This is a genomic window from Streptomyces sp. NPDC002181 (genome assembly GCF_042890485.1).
In the GTDB taxonomy this organism is placed as follows: domain Bacteria; phylum Actinomycetota; class Actinomycetes; order Streptomycetales; family Streptomycetaceae; genus Streptomyces.
Map to the genome: position 1 here is coordinate 940,051 of NZ_JBIASC010000001.1, position 25,390 is coordinate 965,440.

Below are 25,390 nucleotides of genomic sequence, written 5' to 3' on the forward strand. Positions count from 1 at the left end.
CGGGTGCGGCCGCTCCGGCCGCGCCCGCGACGGCGCTACAGGATGACGTGCGGGAGGAAGCGGGCGTACTCGTCCGTGACCGGGCCCGCCGATTCCCGGATGCCCAGGCCCGCGGCCTCCTCCTCGACGACCCAGGCGCCGAGCACCACGCGGTTGCCGTCGAAGTCGGGGAGCGGGGCCAGGCCCTGGAAGACGTACGACTCCCCCTCCTCCGGAGTGAACGGCTCGCCGCCGCCCGCCGGGTGCAGGGTGACCCCGGCGCCCTCGCGGCCCAGCAGCGGCTTCGCCGCGTACCCGGTGGTCCCGGCGAGCTCGCGCGGGCCGTCCAGGTAGGCGGGCAGCAGGTTCGGGTGCTCCGGGAAGAGCTCCCACAGGATCGCCAGCAGTGCCTTGTTCGACAGCAGCATCTTCCACAACGGCTCGATCCAGGTGGTGGTCCCGGAGCCGCCGCCGTGGTCGTAAGTGCCGAGGACCTGCGGGCCGAAGGGGTCGGTGGCCAGCCATTCCCACGGGTAGAGCTTGAAGCAGCTGCGGATGAAGCCGAGCCCCTGGTCGACGAACCGGCCCGACAGGCTGTCCCAGCCGATCTGTTCGACGGACAGCTCCCGGGTCTCCAGGCCCGCCTGCTCGGCGGTCTCCTGGAGGTAGGCGACCGTCATCAGGTCCTCGCCGAGCTCGTCCGTCTCGGAGTGCGCGAAGTGCACCGGGCCGGGCGGCAGCAGTTCCGCCTGGCGGCGCCAGGCCTCGACGAGCCGCTCGTGGAGGGAGTTCCACTGGTCGGCGCCGGGGAAGCGCTCCTCCATCCAGAACCACTGCGGACTGGCCGCCTCCACGAGGGAGGTGGGGGTGTCGGCGTTGTACTCCAGCATCTTGGCCGGCTCGCCGGATCCGTCGTAGCGCAGGTCGAACCGGCCGTAGAGGGAGGGCTGTTCGGCGCGCCGGCGCCAGGACTCGGCGATCAGCGCGGCCAGCTTCGGGTCGGTGATGCCGAGGTCCGCGAAGCGGTCGTGCTCGACGATGTGCGCGGCCGCGGCCAGGCACATGGCGTGCAGCTCCTCGACGACGTTCTCCAGCGCCTCCACCTCGGGGAGGGTGAAGGAGTAGTACGCGCTCTCGTCCCAGTAGGGCCGCAGGGAGTCGTCGGGGTAGCGGGTGAGGGGATAGATCAGCCCCTGCTCCTCGACGGTCTTCTGCCAGTCGGGGCGGGGCTCGATGGTGTGGCGCCGCACGCTGGATCAGCCGCCCGAGGAGCTCTTGTGGCTGCCGCCGATGCCGCCTCGGGTGACGGCGGACTTGTCGAAGCTGCCGCCGCTGACACGGTTGTTGCTCGCGCTGGAGCCGCCGTAGTAGTACGAGCCGCGGCCGCCGCTCTTGCACTCCTTGGTGTTCAGCTTCTCCAGGGTGACGCGGTCCGCGCAGCGCTTGTCGGGCTCGTTGCTGCTGCCGCAGGCCACGAGGGCGGCGGCGAGCAGGCCCATGCCGCCGAGGGCGACGCCGCCGGAGCGCATCCGTCGGCGGGCGGTGCCGGTGGGGGCGCCGGTGGCGGCGGGGGTCGTGGTCGTTCTGCTGCCCGTACTGCTGTCGTCCATGGCGGACAGACTAGAACGGGGCGGCGAACCGATGGAATCCGGCCGCCGAAACCCCCGCACGACCTCCATCATCTAGAGTCGATTCGTGCTCCTTGGGATGGTTTGCGCGCTCGGTGCGGCGGTCTGTTTCGGTACGGCTTCGGTGCTCCAGGCGATGGCCGCGCGGGCGGCGGAGCCGGGGACGGGGTCCGGGGTGGACGCGGCGCTCCTGCTGCGGGCGGCCCGGCAGTGGCGGTACGTGGCGGGCCTGGGGCTGGACGCGGCCGGGTTCGTCCTGCAGATCGTGGCGCTGCGGCACATCCCGATCTACACGGTGGGCGCGGCGCTGGCCGCGAGCCTCGCGGTGACGGCGGTGGTCTCGGCGCGGCTGCTGCACGTACGGCTGAGCGGCGCCGAGTGGGGCGCGGTGGGGGTGGTGTGCGCGGGGCTGGCCATGCTGGCGCTGGCCTCGGGCGAGGAGGGCTCGGGAACGGGCTCGTCCGCGCTGAAGTGGGGGCTGCTGGTGGTGGCGGGGCTGGTGCTGGTGGTGGGGGCGTTGGCGGGCGGGCTCCCGGACCGGTCGCGGGCGCTGGTCCTGGGCCTCGCCTCGGGGACGGGGTTCGGGGTGGTGGAGGTGGCGGTCCGCCTCATCGACGACGTCTCGCTCGCGATGTTCGCGAACCCGGCGCTGTACGCCCTGCTGCTGGGCGGGGGCGCGGCGTTCCTGCTGCTGACCTCGGCGCTCCAGCGCGGCTCGGTGACGGTGGCGACGGCGGGCATGGTGATCGGCGAGACGATCGGCCCGGCGGTGGTGGGCGTGGTCTGGCTCGGCGACCGCACCCGCGAGGGCCTGACCTGGCTCGCGGTCCTCGGCTTCGCGGTCGCGGTGGCCGGAGCCCTGGCCCTGGCCCGCTTCGGAGAACCCCCGGAGACCGAGACCGAGACCGAGACGGAGCCGGAGACGGCCTGAGGGCGGGCCGGCCAGGGCAGGGCCGCGCGGGCGGCGCCGGACCGCTACGGCAGTGCGGCGAGCAGGGCCGTCAGCGTCGCCGACCACGCGCTCGTCGGCGGAGTGCCGTAGCCGACCACCAGGGCCTCCCGCCGGGGGAGCCGGGCGTCCGGGTGGGCGAAGAAGGACAGCGGCACCACCGCGAGGTCCTGCCAGGCCGCGGACCGCAGGGCCGCGGCCTCGGTCCCCGCCGGGAGGTCCAGCACCGCGTGCAGCCCCGCCGCGATGCCCGACACCGCCACCCGGCCGGAGACGGCCGCGACCAGCTCGTCCCGGCGCCGCCGGTACCGCAGCCGCATACCGCGCACGTGCCGGTCGTACGCCCCGGACTTGATGAACTCCGCCAGCGTCAGCTGGTCCACCGCGCTCGACGTCCAGTCGGTCCGCCCCTTCGCCGCGACGACCTCGTCCAGCAGCCCCGGCGGTACCACCATCCACCCCATCCGCAGCCCCGGGGCCAGCGACTTGCTCGCCGTACCGAGGTAGACGACCCGGTCCGGGTCCAGTCCCTGCAACGCGCCCACCGACTGGCCGTCGTAGCGGAACTCCCCGTCGTAGTCGTCTTCCACGATCAGCGCGCCGGTGCTGCGGGCCCAGTCGACCGCCGCCGCCCGGCGGGCGGGGGTCAGCGCCGCCCCGGTGGGGAACTGGTGCGCCGGCGTCAGCAGCACCGCTCCGGCGCCCGCGCCCAACGCCCCCGCCAGGTCCTGTGTCCGCGCGCCCGCGTCGTCCACCGCCAGCGGCCGGGTCCGCAGCCCCGCCTGCGCCAGCGACTCCCGGTGGTGGTGGAGGCCGTACCCCTCCACCACCACGTCCCGGACCCGGCGCGTCCGCAACACCCCCGCCAGCAGCATCAGCGCGTGCGCGAACCCCGCGCACAGCACGATCCGCTCCGGGTCCGCGTACACCCCGCGCGCCCGCGCCAGGTACCCGGCGAGCGCCTCCCTCAGCTCCACCCGGCCGCGCGCGTCGACCGCGTACCCGAAGGCCTCGTTCGGCGCCTGCGCCAGCGCCCGCCGGGCCGCGGTCAGCCAGGCGGCGCGCGGGAAGGCGCCCAGGTCCGGGGTGCCGGGCACCAGGCTGTACGAGTGCCGCCGCGGCGCGGGGTGGCGGACCCGGGCGGAGCCCGCGGGCCGCAGCGGCCGGGCCCGCTGCGCGACCCGGGTGCCCGAGCCCTGGCGGGCCGTCAGCCAGCCCTCGGCGACGAGCTCGGCGTACGCCTCCGCGACCGTGTTCCGCGCGATCCCGAGGTCCGCGGCGAACGTGCGCGAGGAGGGCAGCCGGGTCCCGGGCGCGAGTCGCCCGCTGCGCGCCGCCTCGCGCAGCGCCTCGACCAGCCCGGCGCGCAGACCGCGCCCGGCGGAGAGGTCCAGATGCAGGTCAGCACCGAAACCGGAACCCGGATCGCCGCCCGCTTCCGCCGCCTCGTCATCGGAAATGGCCCAAGGATCCGTCATGGATATGGACCATACGGGCGGGCCGCCTGCTTCTTAAAGTTGGACACATGACCACCACGTACGAAGACACCACCGCACACGCATCCGAGCACACCCCCCGCATGGGCTGGGCCAAGCACGCACCCGAGGTCTACAAGGCGATCGTCGGCCTGGAGATGGCCGCGAGGAAGGGCCTGGACCCGGCCCTGGTCGAGCTGGTCAAGATCCGCGCCTCGCAGCTCAACCACTGCGCGTTCTGCCTGGACATGCACACCAAGGACGCCATCGCCGGCGGCGAGACCGTCGAGCGGATCGTCCAGCTCACCGCGCTGGAGGAGTCGCGCCACTTCTACACCGAGAAGGAAGTGGCCGCGCTCGAACTGACCGAGGCCGTGACCGTCCTGACCGAGGGATTCGTTCCCGACGAGGTGTACGCGAAGGCCGCGAAGCACTTCGGGGAGAAGGAGCTCTCCCACCTGATCGCCATCATCGCGACGATCAACGTCTGGAACCGCTTCGCGGTCACCACGCGCATGGTCCCGGGCCATTACACGCCGGGCATGTTCAAGTAGGCCCGACGCCCGTTCGCGCCTGTTGGCGCTTGTTGGCGCTTGTTAGCGCCTGTTGGCGCCAGTCCGGCCGGAACGTGTCAGTCCGGCCGGAACGAGCCCAGGGCCGCCGCCATGCGCGTGCGGACGGCCTTGGCCTCGGCGACCGGGGCGAAGCCCATGAGCACCCAGCGGCTGCCGTCGGAAGCGACGGTCAGCCGCCCGATGGCGTGCGCGGTCCCGTTCGTCTCCCCGTCGGGAATCTCGTACACGATCTCGCAGCCGGTGGTGTCCTTCGCGCCGAGCGAGAGCCGCCGGTAGCCGTCCCGGGAGCTGAGCTCCTTGGTGCCCTCGACCAGGACCTCGCACGCGTTGTCGGAGCCGCCGGTGACCGGGAAGACCTGGAGCAGGCTGCCCCGGCCCTGCTCGGGGCGGAACACCGTGCCGACCGCGCCCCCGCTCTCGGACGTGCTGAGCTGCCAGTCGTCCGGGACCGCGACCCGGAACCCCGATCCGGCGCTGCGCAGCACCTTGTACCCGTGGGGCACCTTCGCCGAGTCCCCCGTCAGGTACGAGGCGCCCCAGGCGGCCCCGCCCACGGCCACGGCGACGCCGATCGCGATGCCCAGCCGGAGCCGCCACCGGCGCGGGGCGCGCCGCTCGGGCGGGACCTCGCGGGGCGCCGGGTCGGCCGGAGCGGCCCACGGGTTCGGCGGGTCGGTAGCCGGCGGCTCGCCGGCCGGCAGCCCGGTAGCCGGCGGCTCGCTGCCCGGCGGGTAGGCGGGCTTCGGCGGAAGGTCCGGCTGCCCGGGCCCGGGCCCGGACTCCGGTCTCCCCCGCCCGCCCTGCCGCTGCGGATCCCCCCGGCGCTCCCACTGCTGCGACTGCGGGTTCCAGCGGGCGGGGCCGCTCCCCTGGGCCACGGATCACCCCCCGAACGAGGTCAGCAGGGCGGCCAGCGCGGTGGCCGCGCTCACCGAGTCCACCAGCGGGGCCCACCGCTCCAGCGCCCCGCGCAGCCGGGCGGGCAGGCCCGGCCGGACCTCCTCGCCCCCCGACTCCAACTCGCCCGCCGCCTCGTCCAGTTCGGCGTCCAGGGCGGCCCTTCCGTCACTCCGGGGCAGGCGTACGAGGGCCGCGCGGAGGTCTCGTACGGCCTCCAGCAGCTCCTGCGCGCCCGGCCCGGCGGCACCCGCGTCCGCCCCCGCCCCCGTACCCCCGTGGTTGACCGTGCTGTTGCTGACGTCCTTGCCGCCGATGCTGAAGGCGCTGCCCCGGACGTCGCCGATCCGCACCGGGGGCAGCCCGGCGCCTTCGCCGCCGCCTCCGCCGCCGCTACTGGCCACTTCTTCTCTCCTTGCCCGCGCGCACGCGCCCGTCCTTCCGGTCCGCCTTGTCCTTGCCCTGGTTCACCGTGCTGTTGTGGCTGACCCCGTTGATGCCGAACGCGCTGTTGTTCACCGACTGGATGAACACCCCGCCGTCCGCGACGGTGACCGCGCGCTCGGCGAACTCCTCGGTGTGCCAGCCCGCGTCGTGCAGTGCCTGGGTCACCCCGCCGACGATGCGCTCCTGGATCGTCTTCACGTACCGGTCCATGTCCATCAGCTGGAACAGCGAGAGATCCTGCTGTGCGCCGAGTTCGCGTACGGACGCGGCCGGTCCCGCCGCGTACGCGACGCCGTGTCCGGCGGTCGCCAGCCGCCACGGGACCCGGCAGGCCCCGGCCAGGGTGGCGACGGCCACGCCGAGCGAGCCGGGGGCGTTGCTGAGCGCCAGCAGCACCTTGGCGAAGGGGGTGTTGCGGCGGTGGCGCCGGGCGATGTCGTCGGCCCGCTGGAAATCGGGCCGCACCGGCAGCAGCACGTGCGGGGCGACCTCCAGCATCAGCATGCCGCCCTGCGTGTGGACCCGGATGAACACGGTGATGACGAGGTTCTCGTCCCAGCCGCCGATCCGCACGCGCAGGAAGTGCCGGCGCCGCTCCCCGCCCTCCTCGACCGCCGCGGCCCGGTGCTCGGCGAAGGCCTCCGCGGACACGTCGACCGCGTCCACGTCGGGCAGTCCGGCCGCCGGCAGGAACACGCACTCGTCGATGACCAGCTCGCGCAGCCGGTCCAGCACGCTCGCCTCCGCCGCCTCGGAGCCGCCCGGCGAGGGGATCCGCAGGGCCTCCAGCCTCGGCCGGATCCGCTCGATGATCCCCGCGTTGTCGAGGCGGCGGGCCCCCGCTCCGGCGCGCGGGCGCAGCTCCACCGTCAGCTGCCACGGCAGACGGGCCTGGCCGGCGCCGCAGAACGGGTTGTCGACGTCGTACAGGACCACCTGCGCGTGCTGCATGCGCAGGATCCGGTCCTGGGCCCGGTGGAAGCGCGGGCCCCCGACCGGATCGGCCTCCCAGTCCGCGTAGTGCGCGCGGCCGAGCTTGGAGTCGATGGTCTGCGCGAAGTGCCCGCGCTGGAAGTAGACGAGCACCGTGACCAGCACGGCGATCAGCGCGACCGTCCAGGAGTAGGCCTCCCCGTAGTACTGGCCGATCCTGGGCACCTCCATGAAGATGCCGAGCGGGTTCGTCTCCATGACGTGCCCCAGGTACTGGCCGAGATGGCTCAGGTCGGGGTTGCCCCGCCCGACCATTTCGGCCGTGAAGCCGCTCTCGTCGTTCGTGAAGCCGCGGAGCACGCCCCACAGGATCCGGCCGAGGAGGAAGGCGGCGCAGCCGCGCAGGATCCACTCGAAGAACCGGCCGCCGCGACCGGTCCGCTCGCGGCGCTTCTTGATCCGGCCGGCCCCGCTGAGCAGCAGCGCCGGGACGAGCAGGAAGACGAAGAACGAGCGGGTGAGGAAGAGGCCGAGGGCCCACACCCCGACGATCGCCGCCGACCAGGCCACTTCGGTGCGCAGGGCGCGCAGGGCGTGGGCCAGGACGCGGGAGGCGTCGAACCCGTAGGAGGGCGCGGGGAACCGTTCCTCGTGGACGTACAGCTCCTCGATCACCCGGTCGCGGTAGGCGGGGTCGAGGTAGGTGCCGGCGCACAGCAGGCGTCCCGCCTCTGTCGCCGTCGGGTCCACGGGGGCCCTGCCGTCGGGTGTGCCGCTCACGGGTGCTCCTCGCTCGGGAGGAGGGCAACCGTACGGCGCACGGGATGCGCGGAACAGGGCGCTTCACGCCAAAAAGCCCCGGCGTGCGAGCCGGGGCTTTCGGGTGGTGCGGGATCGGATCGGCCGGTCCCGGTGCCGGGACCGGCGGACCGGACCGGATCAGATCAGGCCGAGCTCGCGGACCGCGTCGCGCTCCTCGACGAGCTCCGCCACGGACGCGTCGATGCGCGCACGGGAGAACTCGTTGATGTCCAGGCCCTGGACGATCTCGTACTTGCCGTCCTTGGTGGTGACGGGGAAGGAGGAGATGATGCCCTCCGGGACGCCGTAGGAGCCGTCCGACGGGATGCCCATGGAGGTCCAGTCGCCCGCGGCGGTGCCGTTGACCCACGTGTGGACGTGGTCGATGGCGGCGTTCGCGGCGGAGGCGGCCGAGGACGCGCCACGGGCCTCGATGATCGCGGCGCCGCGCTTGGCGACGGTCGGGATGAAGGTGTCGGCGAGCCACAGCTCGTCGCTGACGACCTCGGCGGCGTTCTTGCCGGCGATCTCCGCGTGGAAGATGTCCGGGTACTGGGTCGCCGAGTGGTTGCCCCAGATGGTGAGGCGCTTGATGTCGGAGACGGCGGCACCGGTCTTGGCGGCCAGCTGCGAGATCGCGCGGTTGTGGTCGAGGCGGGTCATCGCGGTGAAGCGCTCGGCCGGTACGTCCGGGGCCGCGGCCTGCGCGATGAGCGCGTTGGTGTTGGCCGGGTTGCCGACGACGAGGACCTTGATGTCGTCCGCGGCGTGGTCGTTGATGGCCTTGCCCTGCGGCTTGAAGATGCCGCCGTTCGCGGAGAGCAGGTCGCCGCGCTCCATGCCCTTGGTGCGCGGGCGGGCGCCCACGAGCAGGGCGACGTTCGCACCCTCGAAGCCCGCGTTCGGGTCGTCGAAGATGTCGATGCCCTTCAGCAGCGGGAAGGCGCAGTCGTCGAGCTCCATGGCGGTGCCCTCGGCGGCCTTCATGCCCTGGGGGATCTCCAGGAGGCGGAGCTTGACCGGCACGTCCGCGCCGAGCAGGTGGCCGGACGCGATGCGGAAGAGCAGCGCGTAACCGATCTGGCCGGCGGCGCCGGTGACGGTGACATTCACGGGAGTGCGGGTCATGGCCTTCTCCGTTAGACAGCTGGCGGTGGGGCGTCGCTGCCCCATGTGCTGGCGGACGCCGCTCCCCTGCGAATCTTGACGTGAAGAGACATCCGGCGTCAGGCTATCCGACCTTCCGGCGGCCCAATCCCCCGGTCCGTGTGGTGCATGGCACACGGACCGGGAGTTCGAAGGCGCGGAGGCCCGGTTCCCCCCGCTTTTCGACCGTCGGACACCGCCGGACGGGTGTACGAGTGGGGCCGAGTACGTCAGGTACCCGTACCCCGGCGGGCGGCCTCAGCGGACGGTGAAGCGGACCGCGCTCTCCAGGAACGGGATGCGCAGCAGCGGATCGGGCTCCATCACCAGCGCGAGCAGCGTGATCGCCACGCCCAGCAGCCCGTACGTGACCATGTCCGTGAAGCGGGAGCGCACCGCGAGCATCCCCACCTGCGGCAGTACGCGCCGCAGCACGGAGGCCGCGATCAGCGCCACGCCGATGACGAGGCAGCCGATCCGGGGGTGGCCCAGAGCGGTCAGGAGCAGTCCGGCAGCCGTCGCGCCGAGCACGCTGAGCATCGGCCACTGGCGCGCCGCGAGGGCGTCGCCGGACGCGGCCCGGCCGTGGCCCTCGGGGCGGGCGGTGTCCTTGGTGACGGAGGGGAAGCGGCGCGACCTCGCGCCGTCGGAGGCGGCGGCGTCGGGGACGACGGCGCCCCGGGCGACCGTCTCCTGGGCGACCGTGTCAGGTCCGACCGCGTCAGATCGGACGGCGTCAGGTCCGACGGCGTCAGGTCCGACGGCTCCGGGACCGCGGCCGGCGCCGGGGGCACCGGCCCCGGGACCGGCCGTCGGCCCCGGGCCGGACTCCGCGCCGGTCGCCTCCGCTTCGTGGTCAGCCCGCACTGGTCGACGTCCGTTCCGCCGCCTCGACGACGTTCACGAGCAGCTGCGCCCGCGTCATCGGGCCGACACCGCCCGGGTTCGGGGAGATCCAGCCGGCCACCTCGGCGACGCCCGGGTGCACGTCACCGACGATCTTGCCGTTCTCGTCCCGGCTGACGCCCACGTCCAGCACGGCCGCGCCCGGCTTCACGTCCTCCGGCTTGACCAGGTGCGGGACGCCCGCGGCCGCGACGACGATGTCCGCCTGGCGCAGCTGGGCCGCCAGGTCGCGCGTACCGGTGTGGCACAGGGTGACGGTCGCGTTCTCCGACTTGCGGGTCAGCAGCAGCCCCATGGAGCGGCCGACCGTGACCCCGCGGCCGAGGAGCACCACGTGCGCGCCGTTGATCTCGATGCCGTGGTGGCGCAGCAGCCGGACGATCCCGTACGGGGTGCAGGGCAGCGGGCCCGGCTCGTTCAGCACCAGCCGCCCGAGCGACATCGGGTGCAGGCCGTCGGCGTCCTTGGCCGGGTCCATCAGCTCCAGGACCCGGTTGGTGTCGATGCCCTTGGGGAGCGGGAGTTGGACGATGTAGCCGGTGCACTCGGGGTTCTCGTTGAGCTCCCGTACGACCGCCTCGATGTCCTCCTGGGTGGCCGTCGCGGGCAGTTCGCGCTGGATGGACGCGATGCCGACCTCGGCGCAGTCCTTGTGCTTGCCGTTGACGTACCAGCGGCTGCCCGGGTCGTCGCCGACCAGCAGGGTGCCGAGGCCGGGCGTGATGCCCCGGGCCTTGAGCGCCGCCACGCGGGCGGTCAGTTCGGACTTGATCGCGGCGGCGGTGGCCTTGCCATCGAGAATCTGGGCGGTCATGGACCCATCCTCCCGGATGGAGCGGCTTCGCTTCCAGTCGCGGGGCCCGGTGGGGCCCTCGGCGGGCGCTGCGCCCGGACTCCGCCGAGCGCTTTGTCACGGGCTTGACCCGTTCATTGCACTTGCACAACAAGTGACCGTCCGGTTGCGCCGCGGCTGGACAACTCCGGCCCGATCGGACCACGATGACGGCAATGAGTGCCGCGGGCAGTGCCGGGGGGCGGACCGCAAACGCAGTGATTCCTCCGTGCGTGCCGTGCGTCCCCGCACTTCCACGGAGGAACACCCCAAGATGAGCTACGGCGACCCGAACAACCCGTACGGGCAGCAGCAGCCGCCGGCCCCCCAGGGCCAGCCCGGCTACGGCTACCCGCAGCAGGCCCCGCAGGGCGTCCCGCCGCAGGGCGGCTACGCCTACCCGCAGCAGCAGGCCCAGCCCGGCTACGGCTACCCGAACCAGGCGTACCCGGCGGGACCCGGCGGCTACGCGGGCGCCCAGATGCCCATGCCGGGCGGGGTCAAGGCCGCCCGCGTCATCCTGTTCATCGTCGGCGGCCTCCAGGCCCTGGGCGGCATCATCGTCCTCCTCGGCGGGGCGCTGTTCGCCTCGGCGTTCTCCTCCGGCTCCTCGGACTACAGCTCCTCCGCCAGCGACGCGGGTGCGCTCGCGGGCGGGGTGATCGTCGGCGCCGGAATCCTGGCGCTGGCCCTCGCGCTGTGGCCGATCCTGACCGCCGCCAAGCTGGGCAAGGGCCGCGGCGGGGTCCGGGTCTCCGGTGTCATCTACGGCTCGCTGATGACCCTCTTCTCCGGGGCCAGCCTGATCCTCAACCTCGTGGCGCTCAGCAGCGACGCGGCGGCGGGGGCCATCGCGTTCTCGCTGATCCTGGCCCTGATCCAGCTCGGCCTGGCCCTGTGGGTCCTCGTCGGCCTGGCCAACTCGGCCGCCGGCGCGTACTTCCGCCGCCCCCAGTACTAGGACACCGTGTTCGGCCGTACGGCGAAGGCCGCCACCCGCGAGGGGTGGCGGCCTTCGCCGTGCCCGGGGTCCGCCGCGGCGGTCCGGCTCAGTGGAAGAAGTGCCGGGTCCCGGTGAAGTACATGGTCACGCCGGCCGCCTTCGCGGCCTCGACGACCTGCTCGTCACGGACCGAACCGCCCGGCTGGACCACGGCCTTGATGCCGGCCTCGGTCAGGATCTCCAGCCCGTCCGGGAACGGGAAGAAGGCGTCGGAGGCGGCGTACGAGCCCTGCGCGCGCTCGGCGCCCGCCCGCTCGACGGCCAGCTTCGCCGAGTCGACGCGGTTGACCTGGCCCATGCCCACGCCGACCGAGGCGCCGTCCTTCGCGAGAAGGATCGCGTTGGACTTGACGGCCCGGCAGGCCTTCCACGCGAAGGCGAGCTCGGCGAGCTCCGCCGGGGAGAGGGCGTCGCCGGTGGCGAGGGTCCAGTTCGCCGGGTCGTCGCCCTCGGCCTGGAAGAGGTCGCTCTGCTGGAGCAGCGCGCCGCCCGAGATCGGCTTCAGGTCGCCCGGCTGGTGCGGGGTGCCCTCGACCTTGAGGACGCGGATGTTCTTCTTCTTGGCCAGGATCTCGACCGCGCCGTCCTCGTACGAGGGCGCGGCGATGACCTCGGTGAAGATCTCCGCGACCTGCTCGGCGAGCTCGACGGTCACCGGGCGGTTGACGGCGATGACGCCGCCGAAGGCCGACAGCGGGTCGCAGGCGTGCGCCTTGCGGTGCGCGGCGGCCACGTCCGCGCCGACGGCGATGCCGCACGGGTTGGCGTGCTTGATGATCGCGACGCAGGGCTCGTCGTGGTCGTACGCGGCGCGGCGGGCGGCCTCGGTGTCCACGTAGTTGTTGAAGGACATCTCCTTGCCGTGCAGCTGCTCGGCGTTGGCGAGCCCGCCCGGCTGACCGTCCGTGTAGAGGGCGGCGGCCTGGTGCGGGTTCTCGCCGTAGCGGAGGGTGGACTTGCGGTCCCACGCGCCGGCCAGGAACTCGGGGAGCACGGCCTCCGGCTCCGGGGCGTACGCGTTCGTGAACCAGGAGGCCACGGCGACGTCGTACGCGGCGGTGTGCTGGAAGGCCTCGGCGGCCAGCCGCTTGCGGGCGGTGAGGTCGAAGCCGCCGCCCTGGGCCGCGGCGAGGACGTCGGCGTAGCGGGCGGGGCTGGTGACGACGGCGACCGACGGGTGGTTCTTGGCGGCGGCGCGGACCATGGACGGGCCGCCGATGTCGATCTGCTCGACGCACTCGTCGGGGGTGGCGCCGGAGGCGACGGTCTCCCGGAACGGGTAGAGGTTGACGATCACCAGGTCGAAGGGCTCGATGCCGAGCTCGGCGAGCTGGCTCCGGTGGTCCTCCAGACGCAGGTCGGCGAGGATGCCCGCGTGCACGCGCGGGTGCAGGGTCTTGACCCGGCCGTCCAGGCACTCGGGGAAGCCGGTGAGCTCCTCGACCTTGGTGACGGGCACGCCGGCCGCGGCGATCTTGGAGGCGGTGGAGCCGGTCGAGACGAGCGCGACGCCCGCCTCGTGCAGGCCGCGGGCCAGCTCCTCCAGTCCCGTCTTGTCGTAGACACTGACGAGCGCGCGCCGGATCGGTCGCTTCGACGAGCTCGACGAGGTGGTGCTGCTCTCTACGGCGGTCACTGGATTGTTACCTTTCGTCCCTCAATGCGGTAGCCGTGCCGGGCCAGGCGCCCCACGACGTCGACGAGCAGCTGGCGCTCGACTTCCTTGATGCGCTCGTGCAGAGCGGCTTCGTCTTCCCCGTCCCGGACCTCGACCACACCCTGGGCGATGATCGGACCGGTGTCCACGCCGGCGTCCACGAAGTGGACCGTGCAGCCGGTGACCTTCGCGCCGTAGGCCAGCGCGTCCCTTACTCCGTGGGCGCCCGGGAAGGCGGGGAGGAGGGCGGGGTGCGTGTTGACGAAGCGGCCGCCGAAGCGGCCGATGAACGAGGCCCCGACGATCTTCATGAACCCGGCGGACACGACGAGGTCCGGCGCGTGGGCGGCGGTCGCCTCGGTGAGGGCGGCGTCCCACTCCTCGCGGGTCGCGTACGCCTTGACCGGGCACACGAAGGTGGGGATCCCGGCCTTCTCGGCCCGCTCCAGGCCGGCGATGCCCTCGCGGTCGGCCCCCACGGCGACGACTTCGGCACCGAAGCCCTCGGCTCCGCCGGGATGGGCGTCGATGGCGTCGAGCAGGGCCTGGAGGTTGGTGCCGGAACCGGAGACCAGCACGACCAGGCGGGAGGCGGCCATGGGAGGCCCTTTCTGCGGGGAACAACTTGTGTGATCAGACGAATGCGGGGCTCCCCCAAATACGGGTGACCCTACGAAGCCGCCGACCGCCTGCAACGATACCGGCACACCGCACGGCCCCCGAGGGACGGGGGGACGGGCGAGGGGTAGCGTCTGGCATACAAGCCGCAAACGGCGCGGCGCGCAGCACCGTGCCGCACGTCAACAGCCCTTCGACGCACGCCGCTCGCGAGACCCGCGACGTCCACGGACGTCCACGACACAGGGGAAGTAACGCACTCGATGCCGGATCGCCGCCAGCCCGACTCCTCCACCGACGACAACCCCTTCGCGGCTCCCCCGGAAGGCCGCCCCGACCAGCCGTGGCAGCCGCGTCGCGGCAACGGCGACGGCAACGGCGGCGGCCCGGACGAGGACCCCGGCTCCGGTCCCGGCGGGCCGGTGCGCTGGGACCCGACGGACCCGGTCCAGCGGCGCGCACGGTACGCGCTGCTGGCCGGCATGTGGGGCTTCTTCTTCGGGATCTTCGGGATCCCGTCGATGGGGCTGCTGCTCGGCGCCCTCGCCCTGTACTGGGGGATCAGCGGGCTGCGCGGGAAGCCGGTGGAGGGCGCCGCCGCCGTGGACGGAGTGAGCGGCCCCGCTCCCCAGGGGGGCCTTGCGGCCCTCGGTCCGGCGGCGCGCCCGCAGCGGACGGCGGCGATCGGCGGGCTGGTCACGGCCTCGCTGGCGATCCTGCTGGCGCTGAGCTCGTACGGCCTGCAGCTGGCGTACAAGGACTTCTACGTATGCCGTGAGGACGCCCTCACCAAGTCGGCGGAACTCCAGTGCAACAACCTGCTGCCGGACAACGTGCTGGGCAAGATCCTGAAGGTGCAGCAGTAGCCGTCGCCGTGGCGGCCGGCCTTCGGGGCCCGGGCCTCAGGCCCGGGCCTCAGGCCGGGGGCTTGCGGCGGGGCAGTACGCGGGCGCCGGCCACGGGCGGTACGAGGGGCCGGGGCGGCGCGTCGGCCGGCTCCGCCGGGATCGGAACCGGCGTCAGGTCCAGATGAAGGCCCGTCACGACGGTGAGCCGGCGGGCCGGTTTGGGCGCGGCCGCCGCCGGCTCGGCCGCGGGCGCCGGCTCGGCGGCGGGCAGCGTGGCCCGGGGCGGTTCCTGGGGCAGGTCCTGGGGGGTCAGGTCCGGGACCAGGGTGCCGGCCGCCCGGCGCAGGGCCTCCCAGCGCAGTTCCCGTACGCCGCTGTCGTGCCACTCGTCGTCGGAGTCCGCGGCGAGGCCGTCCGCCTGCCGGGCGGGCCGGGTCCGCCAGGAGTGCACCGCCACCGCCACCGGCACCGCCGGGAGCAGGGTCCAGGCGAGGGCCGCCGCGCCGACCGCCCACCACACCGGGCCGAAGCCGGCCAGGTCCCGCGAGCCGAGCGGCCCCGAGGCGGCGGCCGCGAGCCCGGCCAGCAGCAGCCCGCAGACCAGGGCGCCCAGAGCCGCCGTCAGGGCGGTCTCCCTGTACGAGACTTCACGCGCCCGGCGTACGGCGAACCACCCGACCGTCAGCCCGGCCAGCAGCGGCACACCGGTGGTCGCACAGGTCAGCAGGGTCCCGGGTCCCTCCGGGGGCAGCGCCGCCAGCAGCGGGAACCTCGGGAGCGCGGGCGATCCGGCGAAGCCGAGCGGGGTCGCGGTGGCTCCGGCGCCGAGGGCGAAGCCGGGGCCGAGGGCGTAGGCGGCGCCCCAGACCACCGCGTTCGGGAGCAGGGCGACCGCGAGGAGCAGGACCGCGAAGCGGCCGGACCAGACCCCGGTCAGCGCCAGGAAGGAGGCCTGGACCTCGGCGGCGTGCCAGGCGAGGGAGGCCCCGACGATCAGCGCGCCCCCGCCCAGCAGGACAAGCGCCCCGGCGGCCCCGGCGCGCAGCGCGAGGGCGTAGCGGGGGCGGGCGGCGGCCCGGCGTACGGTCCCCGGAACCCAGTGCGGCAGCGGGCCGACCGGGCGCCCCTTGGCCGACCAGACCCCGCCCGCGGCGGCGAGTACGGCGACGAGCGGGACGTGCCAGGCGGCGCTGAGCGGGTCGGCGGGGATCGGACCGGCGGCCGCGTACACGGTCGCCAGGGATCCGACGGAGAGGTATCCGCAGGTCACGGCGGAGAAGACGGCGGAGGCGGGCAGCACCTCGTCCGCCTCCCCGCCGTCGCCGGAGGCACTGCCGAGCCGCGCCGCGCGGCGCATGAGCAGGGCGGGCAGCGCGACGAGCAGCAGCGGGGTCACGCCGACGGGGGCGGGCACCCCGGAGAGGGTCTCGTAGCGGACGAGCTCGGTCCCGTGGGCGAGCAGCCAGAGCCCGGCGGCCAGGTGCAGGGCGCCGCCGGGGCCGCTGTCGGGGTAGGGGGAGCTGATCCAGAGCACGATGACGAGCACGGCGAGGAAGCCGAGCCCCAGCCCGGCGGCGACGGCCCCGCCCAGCACGCAGGCGGCGGCAGCCGGCGAACGGCGCCGCCCGGCGGCGGCCCGGGGGGCCGCTTGCAACGGGGTCTCGCGTTCGGTCACTTGGGTCACCCCGCCATGGTGCCAACGACACGCGCTATGGGCGGGTAACAGGCGAATGTCCGTGGTGTCGCTCAATATACGTTTTATGTACTTTTACGCCCAGGGCTGCCGGCAGGTCGCGGGGAGTGTGGCATGACAGAGAGCGTCGAGGAGCCGAGGCTCCCCTCGCCCAAGGAACGCCGCAGACTGCGCGAAGCGGCCGGCCTGTCGTACGAGGCCGTCGCGACGGCGGTGGGCGTCAGGGCCAGCACGGTCCGCTCCTGGGAATCGGACCGCACCAGCCCCCGGGGGCGCAAGCGCGAGGCGTACGCCGCGTTCCTGAGGTCCCTGGCACCGGCAGCGGAGGCACCGGGTGCCGCGAGCCCGGGGGGCCCCGCGCCTGCGGGGCCGGCCGCCGGCGCGCCCGCCACGGCGCCGGCGGACGCCCCGGCGGCGCCTGAGGCCCCTGAGGCCCCTGAGGCCCCTGCGGCCCCTGCGGCCCCTGCGGCCCCTGCGGCCCCTGCGGCCCCTATGGCCCCTGCGGCCTCTGCGGGCTCTGCGGCCCCTGCGGGCTCTGAAGCCCCTGCGGCCCCCGTGGCCGCCCCCGCCGCCGCCCCCGCGGCCCGGGGCTCCGTGCCCCCTTCGGCGGAGGCGGGCACCGCCGGAGCGGCCGACGGCCTCGCGCCGCGCGTGCCGGGGGTCATGCGGCCCTTCGGGATGACCGGGCACGAGGAGCGGACCCGGCCGCCGGTCGCGGCCGGGCGTGCGGCGGAGCCGCCCACCGCCCTGCCCCGCCACGAGGCGGGGTTCACCGTCCAGGCCACCGCCCGGGCCATCGGCACGCCCGGACGCGGCAGCTCCGTACCCGTGGCGGAGCCCGCCCCCGCCGGAGCCACCACCGCCGGTACCGGCGGCCTCCCCGACGGGCCCGCGCCCGCCCCTGACACGGACGCGACCGCCGCTCCGCGGGCGCCTCGGCCGCCCGGGCCCGGGGCCGTGTTCGATGCGCTGTACCAGTACGCCGCCCCGGCACTGGCGCGGCAGGCGTACCTGCTCACCGGGCGCCGCGGGCTCGCGCACGAGGCCGTCGAGCGGGCCTTCCAGCTCGCCTGGGCGCGGTGGCCCGAGGTGGCCGCCGATCCCGACCCCGTCGGCTGGGTGCGCGCGGCGGCGTACGAGTACGCCCTCTCCCCCTGGCACGGGTTCCGCCGCGCCCACAAGCACCCCGACAAGGCCCCGGCCGCCCCCGCCGACCGGATCCTGATGGACGCGATGCTGGCGCTCCCGCCGGCCCACCGCCGTACCGTCCTGCTCTACGACGGCGTCGGCCTCGACCTCCCCGACACGGCCGCCGAGACCGAGGCCACCACTCCCACCACCGGCAACCGGCTCCTGCACGCGCACGCCACCCTCGCCGACCGCATCCCGGAGCTGGCCGCCGCGCCCCCCGAGAAGCAGTCGGCCATGCTGCGCGAGCGGCTCGGCGCGGTCGTTCCGGCCGTTCCGCTGGAGCCCCGCCCGGCGGCCACCGTACGGATGGCCGCGGAGTACCGCGCCACGCGCTGGACCCGCGTGTTCCTCGGCCTGACGGCCGTGATCGCCGTGGCGACCGCGTACACCACCGCCACCGCGCCCCGCCAGTACGAGCCGCCCATCGCGCCCGGGGCGAGCGTCTCCGGGGTCCCCCCGCTCGCCGGCCCCCAGCGGCTCACCGACGAGACCCGGCAGCTGCGCGAAAGGCTCCGCGCGCATCCCGCGCACCGGCCCGAGCGGATCGCGCCCAGCCTCGAATAGCCGACGGAAACGGGCGTGGCCCGCACCCCACTCGGGGATGCGGGCCACGCCCGTACGGCCGTACGCGATCACACGTACGGCAGCGGCAAGCGTTACTTCGCGGCGTTCAGGATCTCGCGCGCGAGCTTGGCCGTCTCGGTCGGCGTCTTGCCGACCTTGACGCCGGCGGCCTCAAGGGCCTCCTTCTTGGCCTGCGCGGTGCCGGAGGAGCCGGAGACGATGGCGCCGGCGTGGCCCATGGTCTTGCCCTCGGGGGCGGTGAAGCCCGCGACGTAGCCGACGACCGGCTTGGTGACGTTCTTCGCGATGAAGTCCGCCGCACGCTCCTCGGCGTCGCCGCCGATCTCGCCGATCATGACGATCAGCTCGGTCTCCGGGTCGGCCTCGAAGGCCTCCAGGGCGTCGATGTGCGTGGTGCCGATGACCGGGTCGCCACCGATGCCGACGGCGGAGGTGAAGCCGATGTCACGGAGCTCGTACATCATCTGGTAGGTCAGCGTGCCGGACTTGGACACGAGACCGATCTTGCCGGGCTTGGTGATGTCGCCCGGGATGATGCCGGCGTTGGACTGGCCGGGGGTGATCAGACCCGGGCAGTTCGGGCCGATGATGCGGGTCTTGTTGCCCTTGGCGGTCGCGTACGCCCAGAAGGCGGCGGAGTCGTGCACCGCGATGCCCTCGGTGATGACGACGGCCAGCGGGATCTCGGCGTCGATCGCCTCGACCACGGCGGCCTTGGCGAAGGCCGGCGGGACGAAGAGGACGGAGACGTTGGCGCCCGTCTCCTTCATCGCCTCGGCGACGGAGCCGAAGACCGGGACCTCGGTGCCGTCGAAGTCGACGGTGGTGCCGGCCTTGCGCGGGTTCACGCCGCCGACGATGTTGGTGCCGTCAGCCAGCATCAGCTTGGTGTGCTTCATGCCCGTGGCACCGGTCATGCCCTGGACGATGACCTTGCTGTCCTTGTTGAGGAAGATAGCCATGTGAGTCTGTGACCTCTGCCCTTACTTCGCAGCCGCGAGCTCGGCGGCCTTGTCGGCCGCGCCGTCCATGGTGTCCACGCGCTGGACCAGCGGGTGGTTGGCGTCCGAGAGGATCTTGCGACCCAGCTCGGCGTTGTTGCCGTCGAGGCGGACGACGAGCGGCTTGGTGACCGCCTCGCCCTTCTCCTCCAGCAGGGCCAGCGCCTGGACGATGCCGTTGGCGACCTCGTCGCAGGCGGTGATGCCACCGAAGACGTTGACGAAGACGGACTTGACGTCCGGGTCGCCGAGGATGATCTCGAGACCGTTGGCCATGACGGCGGCGGAGGCGCCACCGCCGATGTCCAGGAAGTTGGCGGGCTTGACGCCGCCGTGGTTCTCACCGGCGTAGGCGACGACGTCGAGGGTGCTCATGACGAGACCCGCGCCGTTGCCGATGATGCCGACCTCGCCGTCGAGCTTCACGTAGTTGAGGTTCTTCGCCTTGGCGGCGGCCTCAAGCGGGTTCGCGGCGGCGTGGTCCACGAACTCCTCGTGGCCCGGCTGGCGGAACTCGGCGTTCTCGTCGAGCGAGACCTTGCCGTCGAGCGCGATGACGTCGCCGGAGGCGACCTTCGCGAGCGGGTTGACCTCGACGAGGAGCGCGTCCTCGGCGATGAAGGTGGCCCACAGGGTCACGAGGACCTCGGCGACCTTCTCGGCGACCTCGGCCGGGAACTGCGCCAGGGCGACGATCTCGCGGGCCTTCTCGATGGTCACGCCCTCGTTGGCGTTCACCGGGACCTTGGCGAGCTTCTCCGGGGTCTCCTCGGCGACCTGCTCGATGTCCATGCCGCCCGCGACCGAGGCCATGGCCAGGAAGGTGCGGTTGGTACGGTCCAGCAGGTACGAGACGTAGTACTCCTCGAGGATCTCGGGAGCGGTCTCGGCGATCATCACCTTGTGGACCGTGTGGCCCTTGATGTCCATGCCCAGGATGTCCGTCGCGCGGGCGACGGCCTCGTCCGGGGTGGCGGCGAGCTTGACGCCGCCGGCCTTGCCGCGGCCGCCGACCTTCACCTGCGCCTTGACGACCGACTTGCCGCCCAGCCGCTCGGTGGCCTCGCGAGCCGCCTCAGGCGTGTCGATGACTTCACCGGCCAGCACCGGTACACCGTGCTTGGCGAAGAGGTCCCTCGCCTGGTACTCGAACAGGTCCACGCGCGTCCGTCCCTTGTCTTCAAAGATTCGCAGTGATTCGCGGTTGTCTGCGTGGGCGTGCCGCGGAGGGCAACGTGACGGCGCTGTCACTAGGGAGGCGCACACGGTGACCGTGGACGCGGCATGTCCGTCCCGCAGGTTATCCCCGTGGGACGTGGGTCCCTAAATCGCAGATCACACCTGAGCGGTGATACCTGTCACAGATCCCCTCACGGTTGAGCTGGATGTTCGTGCGATCCGCCAGGTGCGGCGGCGGGCGGCGCGGGCCTCCCGCGGCCCCGCCGCGGGAGGGATCGCGACCGCCCGGCGGGGCCGGGTGCGGGACCCGGCGGAAGGGGATCCGCAGGTCGGCCGGGGGACGGTCAGGGGATGGGCAGGGGGCGCTTCTCCAGGGCCGCGGCCATCACCTCCGGGAACAGGTCGGGGGTGCAGGCGAAGGCCGGGACCCCAAGCGCCGCAAGGGCTGCGGCGTGCTCGCGGTCGTATGCGGGAGCCCCTTCGTCGGACAGGGCGAGCAGGGCCACGAACTCGGTGCCGGACGCCTTCATCGCCGCGACGCGGGCCAGCATCCCGTCGCGTATGCCGCCCTCGTAGAGATCACTGATGAGGACCACGACGGTGTCGGCGGGACGGGTGATCCTGGACTGGCAGTAGGCCAGGGCGCGGTTGATGTCGGTGCCGCCGCCGAGCTGCGTGCCGAAGAGGACGTCGACCGGATCTTCCAGCTGATCCGTCAGGTCCACGACGGCGGTGTCGAAGACGACGAGCCGGGTCGCGATCGCGCGCATCGAGGCGAGCACCGCGCCGAAGACGGAGGCGTGGACGACGGAGGCCGCCATCGAGCCGGACTGGTCGACGCAGAGGACCACCTCTTTCCTCACCGACCGGGCGGCGCGTCCGTATCCGATGAGCCGCTCGGGAACGACGGTGCCGTGCTCCGGCAGGTAGTTCTTCAGATTCGCCCGGATGGTCCGGTTCCAGTCGATGTCCGCGTGGCGGGGGCGGCTGGTGCGGGCCGAGCGGTCGAGGGCCCCGGCGAGGGTGGCCCGGGTGCGGGAGGCGAGCCGCGCCTCCAGCTGCCCGACCACCTTGCGGACGACGGCCCGGGCCGTTTCACGGGTGGTCTCGGGCATGGCCTTGTGGAGGGAGAGGAGGGTCCCGACGAGGTGGACGTCGGGCTCGACGGCCTCCAGCATCTCGGGCTCCAGGAGGAGGGAGGCGAGGCCGAGGCGCTCGATGGCGTCCCGCTGCATGACCTGGACGACCGGGCTGGGGAAGTACGTACGGATGTCCCCGAGCCAGCGGGCCACGTGCGGCGCGGAGCCGCCGAGCCCCGCGCTGCGCTCGCCGTCTCTCCCATCCCTTCCGCCCCGCCCATTGCGCCCATCCCTCCCGTTCCTCCCGTAGAGCGCCGAGAGCGCGGCGTCCATCCCGGCGTCCCGCCCGGCCAGGGCGCACCCGGTTCCGTCCTCCTCCCCTCCGAGCACCATCCGCCATCTCCGCAGCCGCTCCTGCGCGGAGGCGTCTCCCGCCGCCGCGCTCCCCGTACCGGCCATCTCCCCGTCTCCTTCCCCTGCTTGTCGTGTCCGGCGCCGACCGGTCCGCCCCCCGGCGGCGGACCGGTCGGCGGTCATGCCGGCGGTCATGCCGGCGGGCCGGCGAGGAGGAGGCCGAGGACCGGCAGGACCGCGTCCGCGCGGGCCGGGTCCAGGACGGGGGCGAAGCCCGCCGGGGCACCGCCCGGGGCCGCCCCGCGCGAACGGCCCCGGCGGACCAGCTCGCCCAGACTCCGCTTGACCCCCGGCTCGTACGCCCCGAACGTCCGCCGCAGCAGCGGCAGCACGTCCGTGAAGGCGCTCTCCGGGACCCCGGCCAGCCAGGTGTCGATCAGTGCCAGCAGCCGCTCGTCGTGGACCAGCAGCGTGCCGTCCGCCGCGAAGCCCTCGATCCAGCCCGCCGCGTCGGGCGGCGGCGCCGCCGGGGACAGGGCCAGGCCCATCAGCCGTGCCGTCTCCTCCGCCGACAGCCGTCCCTCGTCCAGCAGCAGCCGGGCCGCCCGGCCGCGGATGAGCCCCGGCACCCTGTCCCGGCCCGCCAGCACCCGCAGCACCGCCGACCAGCGTTCCCCCGGCCCCTCCTCGGCCAGGAGGCCGATCGCGCCGTGTACGGCGTCCACGTGCCCCCGCAGCTCCGCCGCCGCCTCCGCGTCCAGACCCGCCGCGCACGCCGGCGGCAGCGCCACGCAGATCCGCTCCGCGAGCCCGCCCGCGACGGCGGTCAGCGCCGACGCGTCCGTTCCCCGTACGTCCCCGTACCGCAGGGAATGGGCCAGCGCCGGGAGGGCCTTGGCCAGCCGGGCCACGTCGGTGTCCAGAGCCGCCCGGTCCGCGAGGGCCCGCAGTACGGCGGGCAGTGCCTGCGACAGCCCGGCCAGCAGGCACCGCTCGGCCAGCGCCGTCACCTCGCCGAGCTCCCCCGCCCCCGCCGCGTCCGACTCGGCCTTCGCCGTGGCGGCCGCCACGACCGTCGTGCCCCAGATCCCGGCCTCGGCGACGCGCACCGACAGCTCCGGCTCCCAGCGCAGCCGCCACGTCTCGCGAAAGGTCCCCGTACTCCCCCGCGAGGCGGCCGGGGTGCCCCAGCCGATGCCGAGCAGCCGCAGCCGGTGCAGCAGCAGCGACTTCGCCGCGTCCGTGTCCTTGCGCAGGTCGAGCTCCAGCTCGCGCTCCCGGGCCTCGGCCCTCAGCCGCAGCGAGCGCTGCTGCCGGGTCAGGTCCCGTTGCAGAGGGACCGCGGGCGCCCCGTCGGGGACTTCGCCGAGCACGTCGCCGATGACCAGGCGGTCCTCGATCAGGGCGAGCGGCACGTCGGAGCCGTCGCACATCACCGCCCTGACCGCCTCCAGGGTCTCCGTCAGCCCGGCCAGCGGTCTGCCCCGCATCGCGGCCAGCGTCCCGGCCAGCCGGACCGCCTCGATGACGTGCGCCGAGGAGACCTGCCGGTCCTCCTCCCGGAGGAGTCCGGCCACCTTCGTCAGCCACCGCTCCACCGGCCGGTCCCGCGCCGCGAACAGGTGCGCGTACCAGCCGGGCGAGGTGATGCCCGCGCCGTACCCGCCGGCCCGGGCGAGCCGCCGGTGGGTCCAGGGGACCCAGGCCGTCTCCACCTTGACCTTGGGCAGCCCGGTCAACAGCGCCCTGTCCGCGGCGGCCGTGGTCCGCTCGCTCAGCGCCGGCACGTGCCAGGCCCCGCACACCACCGCGTACCCGTCGCCGAACTCCCGGCGGGCGGCCCGCATCCGCTGCCTCATGTACGCCTCGCGCACCCGGTCCCGCGCCTGGCCGCCGTCCCCGTACGCCTCGCGCAGCGCTCCCATGGCCTCCCCGAGCGCCGCGAACGCGCCGAGCGGGTCCGCCGCTCCGTCGCCGCGGTGTTCGACCACGTCCTCCCACCAGCGCTCGGGGTCGTCGTACCCGGCGGTCTCGGCCAGCACCGCCAGGGGATCCGGCCGTACGGACCCGGCCTCGTCCGGGCCGCCGCCGCTCTGCGCCGCCAGCGTGTGCGCGGCGGGGAGGTCGATGAAGCGGACCGGGACCGGCACCTCCTGCTCCTGGGCCCAGCGGATGGCGGCCCACTCCGGCGAGAACGCGGCCAGCGGCCAGAACGCGGCCCTGCCCGGATCGCCGGCGGCGTGCGCGAGCAGGGCGACGGGCGGCCGCATCCCGGGATCGGCGGCCAGCGGCAGCAGCGCGTCGCCCTCCGGCGGTCCCTCGATCAGCACGGCCGCCGGCCGGGCCGCGTCGAGGGCGGCCCGCACGGCGCGGGCCGAGCCCGGACCGTGGTGCCGTACTCCCAGCAGCAGGGGCCCCCGCCGCGCGGCGGGCGGCCCGCTCATGCCGTCACCTCCCGGCAGGCGCGGTAGAAGTCCTTCCAGCCGTCCCGCTCGCGCACCACGGCCTCCAGGTACTCCTGCCAGACCAGCTGGTCGGCCGCCGGATCGCGGACCACGGCGCCGAGGATCCCGGCGGCCACGTCGGAGGGGCGCAGGACGCCGTCCCCGAAGTGGGCCGCGAGCGCGAGACCTCCGGTGACGACCGATATGGCCTCGGCCGTGGACAGCGTGCCGCTGGGCGACTTCACCTTCGTACGGCCGTCGGCGGTGATCCCGTCGCGCAGCTCGCGGAAGACCGTGACGACGCGGCGGATCTCCTCCAGGCCCTCGGGCACGGCCGGCAGGGCGAGGGCGCGGCCCATCTGGTCGACGCGGCGGGCGACGATGTCGACCTCGGCGTCGGCGGTGGCGGGCAGCGGCAGCACGACGGTGTTGAAGCGGCGGCGCAGCGCGCTGGAGAGCTCGTTGACCCCGCGGTCGCGGTCGTTGGCGGTGGCGATGAGGTTGAAGCCGCGTACGGCCTGCACCTCCTGGCCGAGCTCCGGTATCGGGAGGGTCTTCTCGGACAGGACGGTGATGAGGCCGTCCTGGACGTCGGCCGGGATGCGCGTGAGCTCCTCGACGCGGACGACCCGGCCGTCGGCCATGGCGCGCATGACGGGGCTCGGCACGAGGGCTTCGCGGCCGGGCCCGTGGGCGAGGAGGCGGGCGTAGTTCCAGCCGTACCGGATGGCCTCCTCGGGGGTGCCGGCGGTGCCCTGGACGAGGAGGGTGGAGTCGCCGCTTACGGCGGCGGCCAGGTGCTCGGACACCCAGGTCTTGGCGGTGCCGGGGACGCCGAGCAGGAGCAGGGCGCGATCGGTGGCGAGGGTGGTGACGGCGACCTCGACGATGCGGCGCGGGCCGACGTACTTGGGCGTGATGACCGTGCCGTCGGCGAGCGTGCCGCCGAGGAGGTAGGTCGCGACGGCCCACGGGGAGAGCTTCCAGCGCGTGGGGCGGGGCCTGTCGTCGGCGGCCGCGAGGGCTTTCAGTTCCTCCGCGAAGGCGTCCTCGGCATGCGGTCGCAGCGCGTCCGCGCCCCTGTCGTTCTCGGGCATGGTCATGGTCCCCCTCCAATGCTCGGCAGCCGTTCCCGACTGCTGGAACAACCGTGCACCACGCCACTGACAA

The 25,390-nt window shown here is 74.1% G+C and carries 22 protein-coding genes and 1 pseudogene; 6 read left to right on the top strand and 17 right to left on the bottom strand.

Translation table 11 applies throughout. The features are described 5' to 3' along the window. Positions 1 to 35: 35 nt before the first annotated feature. On the bottom strand, positions 36 to 1,229 hold the full coding sequence (locus tag ACFYXV_RS04320) for a glutathionylspermidine synthase family protein (protein ID WP_383340709.1): 1,194 nt from the start codon (positions 1,227 to 1,229) through the stop codon (positions 36 to 38). A 6-nt stretch (positions 1,230 to 1,235) separates the two neighbouring features. Next, positions 1,236 to 1,508, bottom strand: a complete 273-nt coding sequence (locus ACFYXV_RS04325; RefSeq protein ID WP_385475362.1) for a hypothetical protein — start codon at positions 1,506 to 1,508, stop codon at positions 1,236 to 1,238. Positions 1,509 to 1,686: 178 nt separating this feature from the next. Here ACFYXV_RS04325 and ACFYXV_RS04330 point away from each other — a divergent pair, with 178 nt between their 5' ends. Next, positions 1,687 to 2,538: a hypothetical protein gene (locus tag ACFYXV_RS04330; RefSeq protein WP_389382117.1), complete on the top strand. Its 852-nt coding sequence runs from the start codon at positions 1,687 to 1,689 to the stop codon at positions 2,536 to 2,538. Positions 2,539 to 2,582: 44 nt separating this feature from the next. Here the strand turns inward: ACFYXV_RS04330 and ACFYXV_RS04335 are convergent, their stop codons facing one another. Beyond that, entirely contained in the window at positions 2,583 to 4,034 is a 1,452-nt protein-coding gene (locus ACFYXV_RS04335) for a PLP-dependent aminotransferase family protein (RefSeq protein ID WP_385475322.1), read from the bottom strand. A gap of 47 nt (positions 4,035 to 4,081) precedes the next feature. On the opposite strand from ACFYXV_RS04335, the gene ACFYXV_RS04340 reads away from it, so the two are divergent. Beyond that, on the top strand, positions 4,082 to 4,585 hold the full coding sequence (locus ACFYXV_RS04340; protein ID WP_385475324.1) for a carboxymuconolactone decarboxylase family protein: 504 nt from the start codon (positions 4,082 to 4,084) through the stop codon (positions 4,583 to 4,585). A gap of 77 nt (positions 4,586 to 4,662) precedes the next feature. On the opposite strand, the gene ACFYXV_RS04345 is transcribed toward ACFYXV_RS04340, so the two are convergent. The 6 genes from ACFYXV_RS04345 to ACFYXV_RS04370 all read right to left on the bottom strand — a co-directional run bounded on the left by ACFYXV_RS04345 (position 4,663) and on the right by ACFYXV_RS04370 (position 10,550). Continuing rightward, on the bottom strand, positions 4,663 to 5,484 hold the full coding sequence (locus ACFYXV_RS04345; protein WP_389381976.1) for a hypothetical protein: 822 nt from the start codon (positions 5,482 to 5,484) through the stop codon (positions 4,663 to 4,665). Positions 5,485 to 5,487: 3 nt separating this feature from the next. Then, positions 5,488 to 5,907 (bottom strand): hypothetical protein, encoded by a 420-nt coding sequence (locus tag ACFYXV_RS04350; RefSeq protein ID WP_389381977.1) that lies wholly within the window; start codon positions 5,905 to 5,907, stop codon positions 5,488 to 5,490. Next, positions 5,897 to 7,663: a hypothetical protein gene (locus tag ACFYXV_RS04355; protein ID WP_385475330.1), complete on the bottom strand. Its 1,767-nt coding sequence runs from the start codon at positions 7,661 to 7,663 to the stop codon at positions 5,897 to 5,899. Before ACFYXV_RS04355 ends, ACFYXV_RS04350 begins: the two co-directional genes overlap by 11 nt. 159 nt (positions 7,664 to 7,822) lie before the next feature. Further along, positions 7,823 to 8,812: a malate dehydrogenase gene (locus ACFYXV_RS04360; protein ID WP_030154844.1), complete on the bottom strand. Its 990-nt coding sequence runs from the start codon at positions 8,810 to 8,812 to the stop codon at positions 7,823 to 7,825. Positions 8,813 to 9,088: 276 nt separating this feature from the next. Continuing rightward, complete coding sequence (locus tag ACFYXV_RS04365; protein WP_389381978.1) at positions 9,089 to 9,697, bottom strand: DUF3017 domain-containing protein; 609 nt, start codon at positions 9,695 to 9,697, stop codon at positions 9,089 to 9,091. Next, complete coding sequence (locus ACFYXV_RS04370) at positions 9,687 to 10,550, bottom strand: bifunctional methylenetetrahydrofolate dehydrogenase/methenyltetrahydrofolate cyclohydrolase (protein WP_383340685.1); 864 nt, start codon at positions 10,548 to 10,550, stop codon at positions 9,687 to 9,689. The genes ACFYXV_RS04365 and ACFYXV_RS04370 overlap by 11 nt, the downstream gene beginning before the upstream one ends. Before the next feature lie 292 nt (positions 10,551 to 10,842). On the opposite strand from ACFYXV_RS04370, the gene ACFYXV_RS04375 reads away from it, so the two are divergent. Then, entirely contained in the window at positions 10,843 to 11,529 is a 687-nt protein-coding gene (locus ACFYXV_RS04375) for a hypothetical protein (RefSeq protein WP_385475335.1), read from the top strand. A gap of 88 nt (positions 11,530 to 11,617) precedes the next feature. On the opposite strand, the gene purH is transcribed toward ACFYXV_RS04375, so the two are convergent. Both purH and purN read right to left on the bottom strand, forming a co-directional pair. Further along, positions 11,618 to 13,207, bottom strand: coding sequence for a bifunctional phosphoribosylaminoimidazolecarboxamide formyltransferase/IMP cyclohydrolase (gene purH, locus ACFYXV_RS04380; RefSeq protein WP_385475337.1), 1,590 nt, complete (start codon positions 13,205 to 13,207; stop codon positions 11,618 to 11,620). Further along, positions 13,204 to 13,827 (bottom strand): phosphoribosylglycinamide formyltransferase, encoded by a 624-nt coding sequence (gene purN / locus ACFYXV_RS04385; protein ID WP_389381979.1) that lies wholly within the window; start codon positions 13,825 to 13,827, stop codon positions 13,204 to 13,206. The genes purH and purN overlap by 4 nt, the downstream gene beginning before the upstream one ends. 282 nt (positions 13,828 to 14,109) lie before the next feature. Here purN and ACFYXV_RS04390 point away from each other — a divergent pair, with 282 nt between their 5' ends. Continuing rightward, positions 14,110 to 14,712: a hypothetical protein gene (locus tag ACFYXV_RS04390; protein ID WP_389381980.1), complete on the top strand. Its 603-nt coding sequence runs from the start codon at positions 14,110 to 14,112 to the stop codon at positions 14,710 to 14,712. A gap of 49 nt (positions 14,713 to 14,761) precedes the next feature. Here ACFYXV_RS04390 and ACFYXV_RS04395 read toward each other — a convergent pair whose 3' ends face one another. After that, entirely contained in the window at positions 14,762 to 16,378 is a 1,617-nt protein-coding gene (locus ACFYXV_RS04395; RefSeq protein WP_389381982.1) for a DUF6350 family protein, read from the bottom strand. Positions 16,379 to 16,501: 123 nt separating this feature from the next. Between ACFYXV_RS04395 and ACFYXV_RS04400 the strand changes: the two are divergent. Next, a pseudogene (locus ACFYXV_RS04400) lies at positions 16,502 to 16,678 on the top strand (helix-turn-helix domain-containing protein); the annotation flags it as partial. Between the two features lie 264 nt (positions 16,679 to 16,942). Beyond that, positions 16,943 to 18,142: a DNA-directed RNA polymerase sigma-70 factor gene (locus tag ACFYXV_RS04405; protein ID WP_389382131.1), complete on the top strand. Its 1,200-nt coding sequence runs from the start codon at positions 16,943 to 16,945 to the stop codon at positions 18,140 to 18,142. Positions 18,143 to 18,234: 92 nt separating this feature from the next. Here ACFYXV_RS04405 and sucD read toward each other — a convergent pair whose 3' ends face one another. From sucD to ACFYXV_RS04430, 5 genes are all read right to left on the bottom strand, one after another. Then, entirely contained in the window at positions 18,235 to 19,125 is an 891-nt protein-coding gene (gene sucD, locus ACFYXV_RS04410) for a succinate--CoA ligase subunit alpha (RefSeq protein ID WP_030864229.1), read from the bottom strand. Between the two features lie 21 nt (positions 19,126 to 19,146). Then, entirely contained in the window at positions 19,147 to 20,325 is a 1,179-nt protein-coding gene (sucC, locus tag ACFYXV_RS04415; RefSeq protein ID WP_030290619.1) for an ADP-forming succinate--CoA ligase subunit beta, read from the bottom strand. Between the two features lie 362 nt (positions 20,326 to 20,687). Then, positions 20,688 to 21,881, bottom strand: coding sequence for a VWA domain-containing protein (locus ACFYXV_RS04420; RefSeq protein ID WP_389381983.1), 1,194 nt, complete (start codon positions 21,879 to 21,881; stop codon positions 20,688 to 20,690). 86 nt (positions 21,882 to 21,967) lie between these two features. Further along, complete coding sequence (locus ACFYXV_RS04425) at positions 21,968 to 24,220, bottom strand: DUF5682 family protein (protein WP_389381984.1); 2,253 nt, start codon at positions 24,218 to 24,220, stop codon at positions 21,968 to 21,970. Further along, complete coding sequence (locus ACFYXV_RS04430) at positions 24,217 to 25,323, bottom strand: AAA family ATPase (RefSeq protein ID WP_389381985.1); 1,107 nt, start codon at positions 25,321 to 25,323, stop codon at positions 24,217 to 24,219. The genes ACFYXV_RS04425 and ACFYXV_RS04430 overlap by 4 nt, the downstream gene beginning before the upstream one ends. Between the last annotated feature and the right edge of the window lie 67 nt (positions 25,324 to 25,390).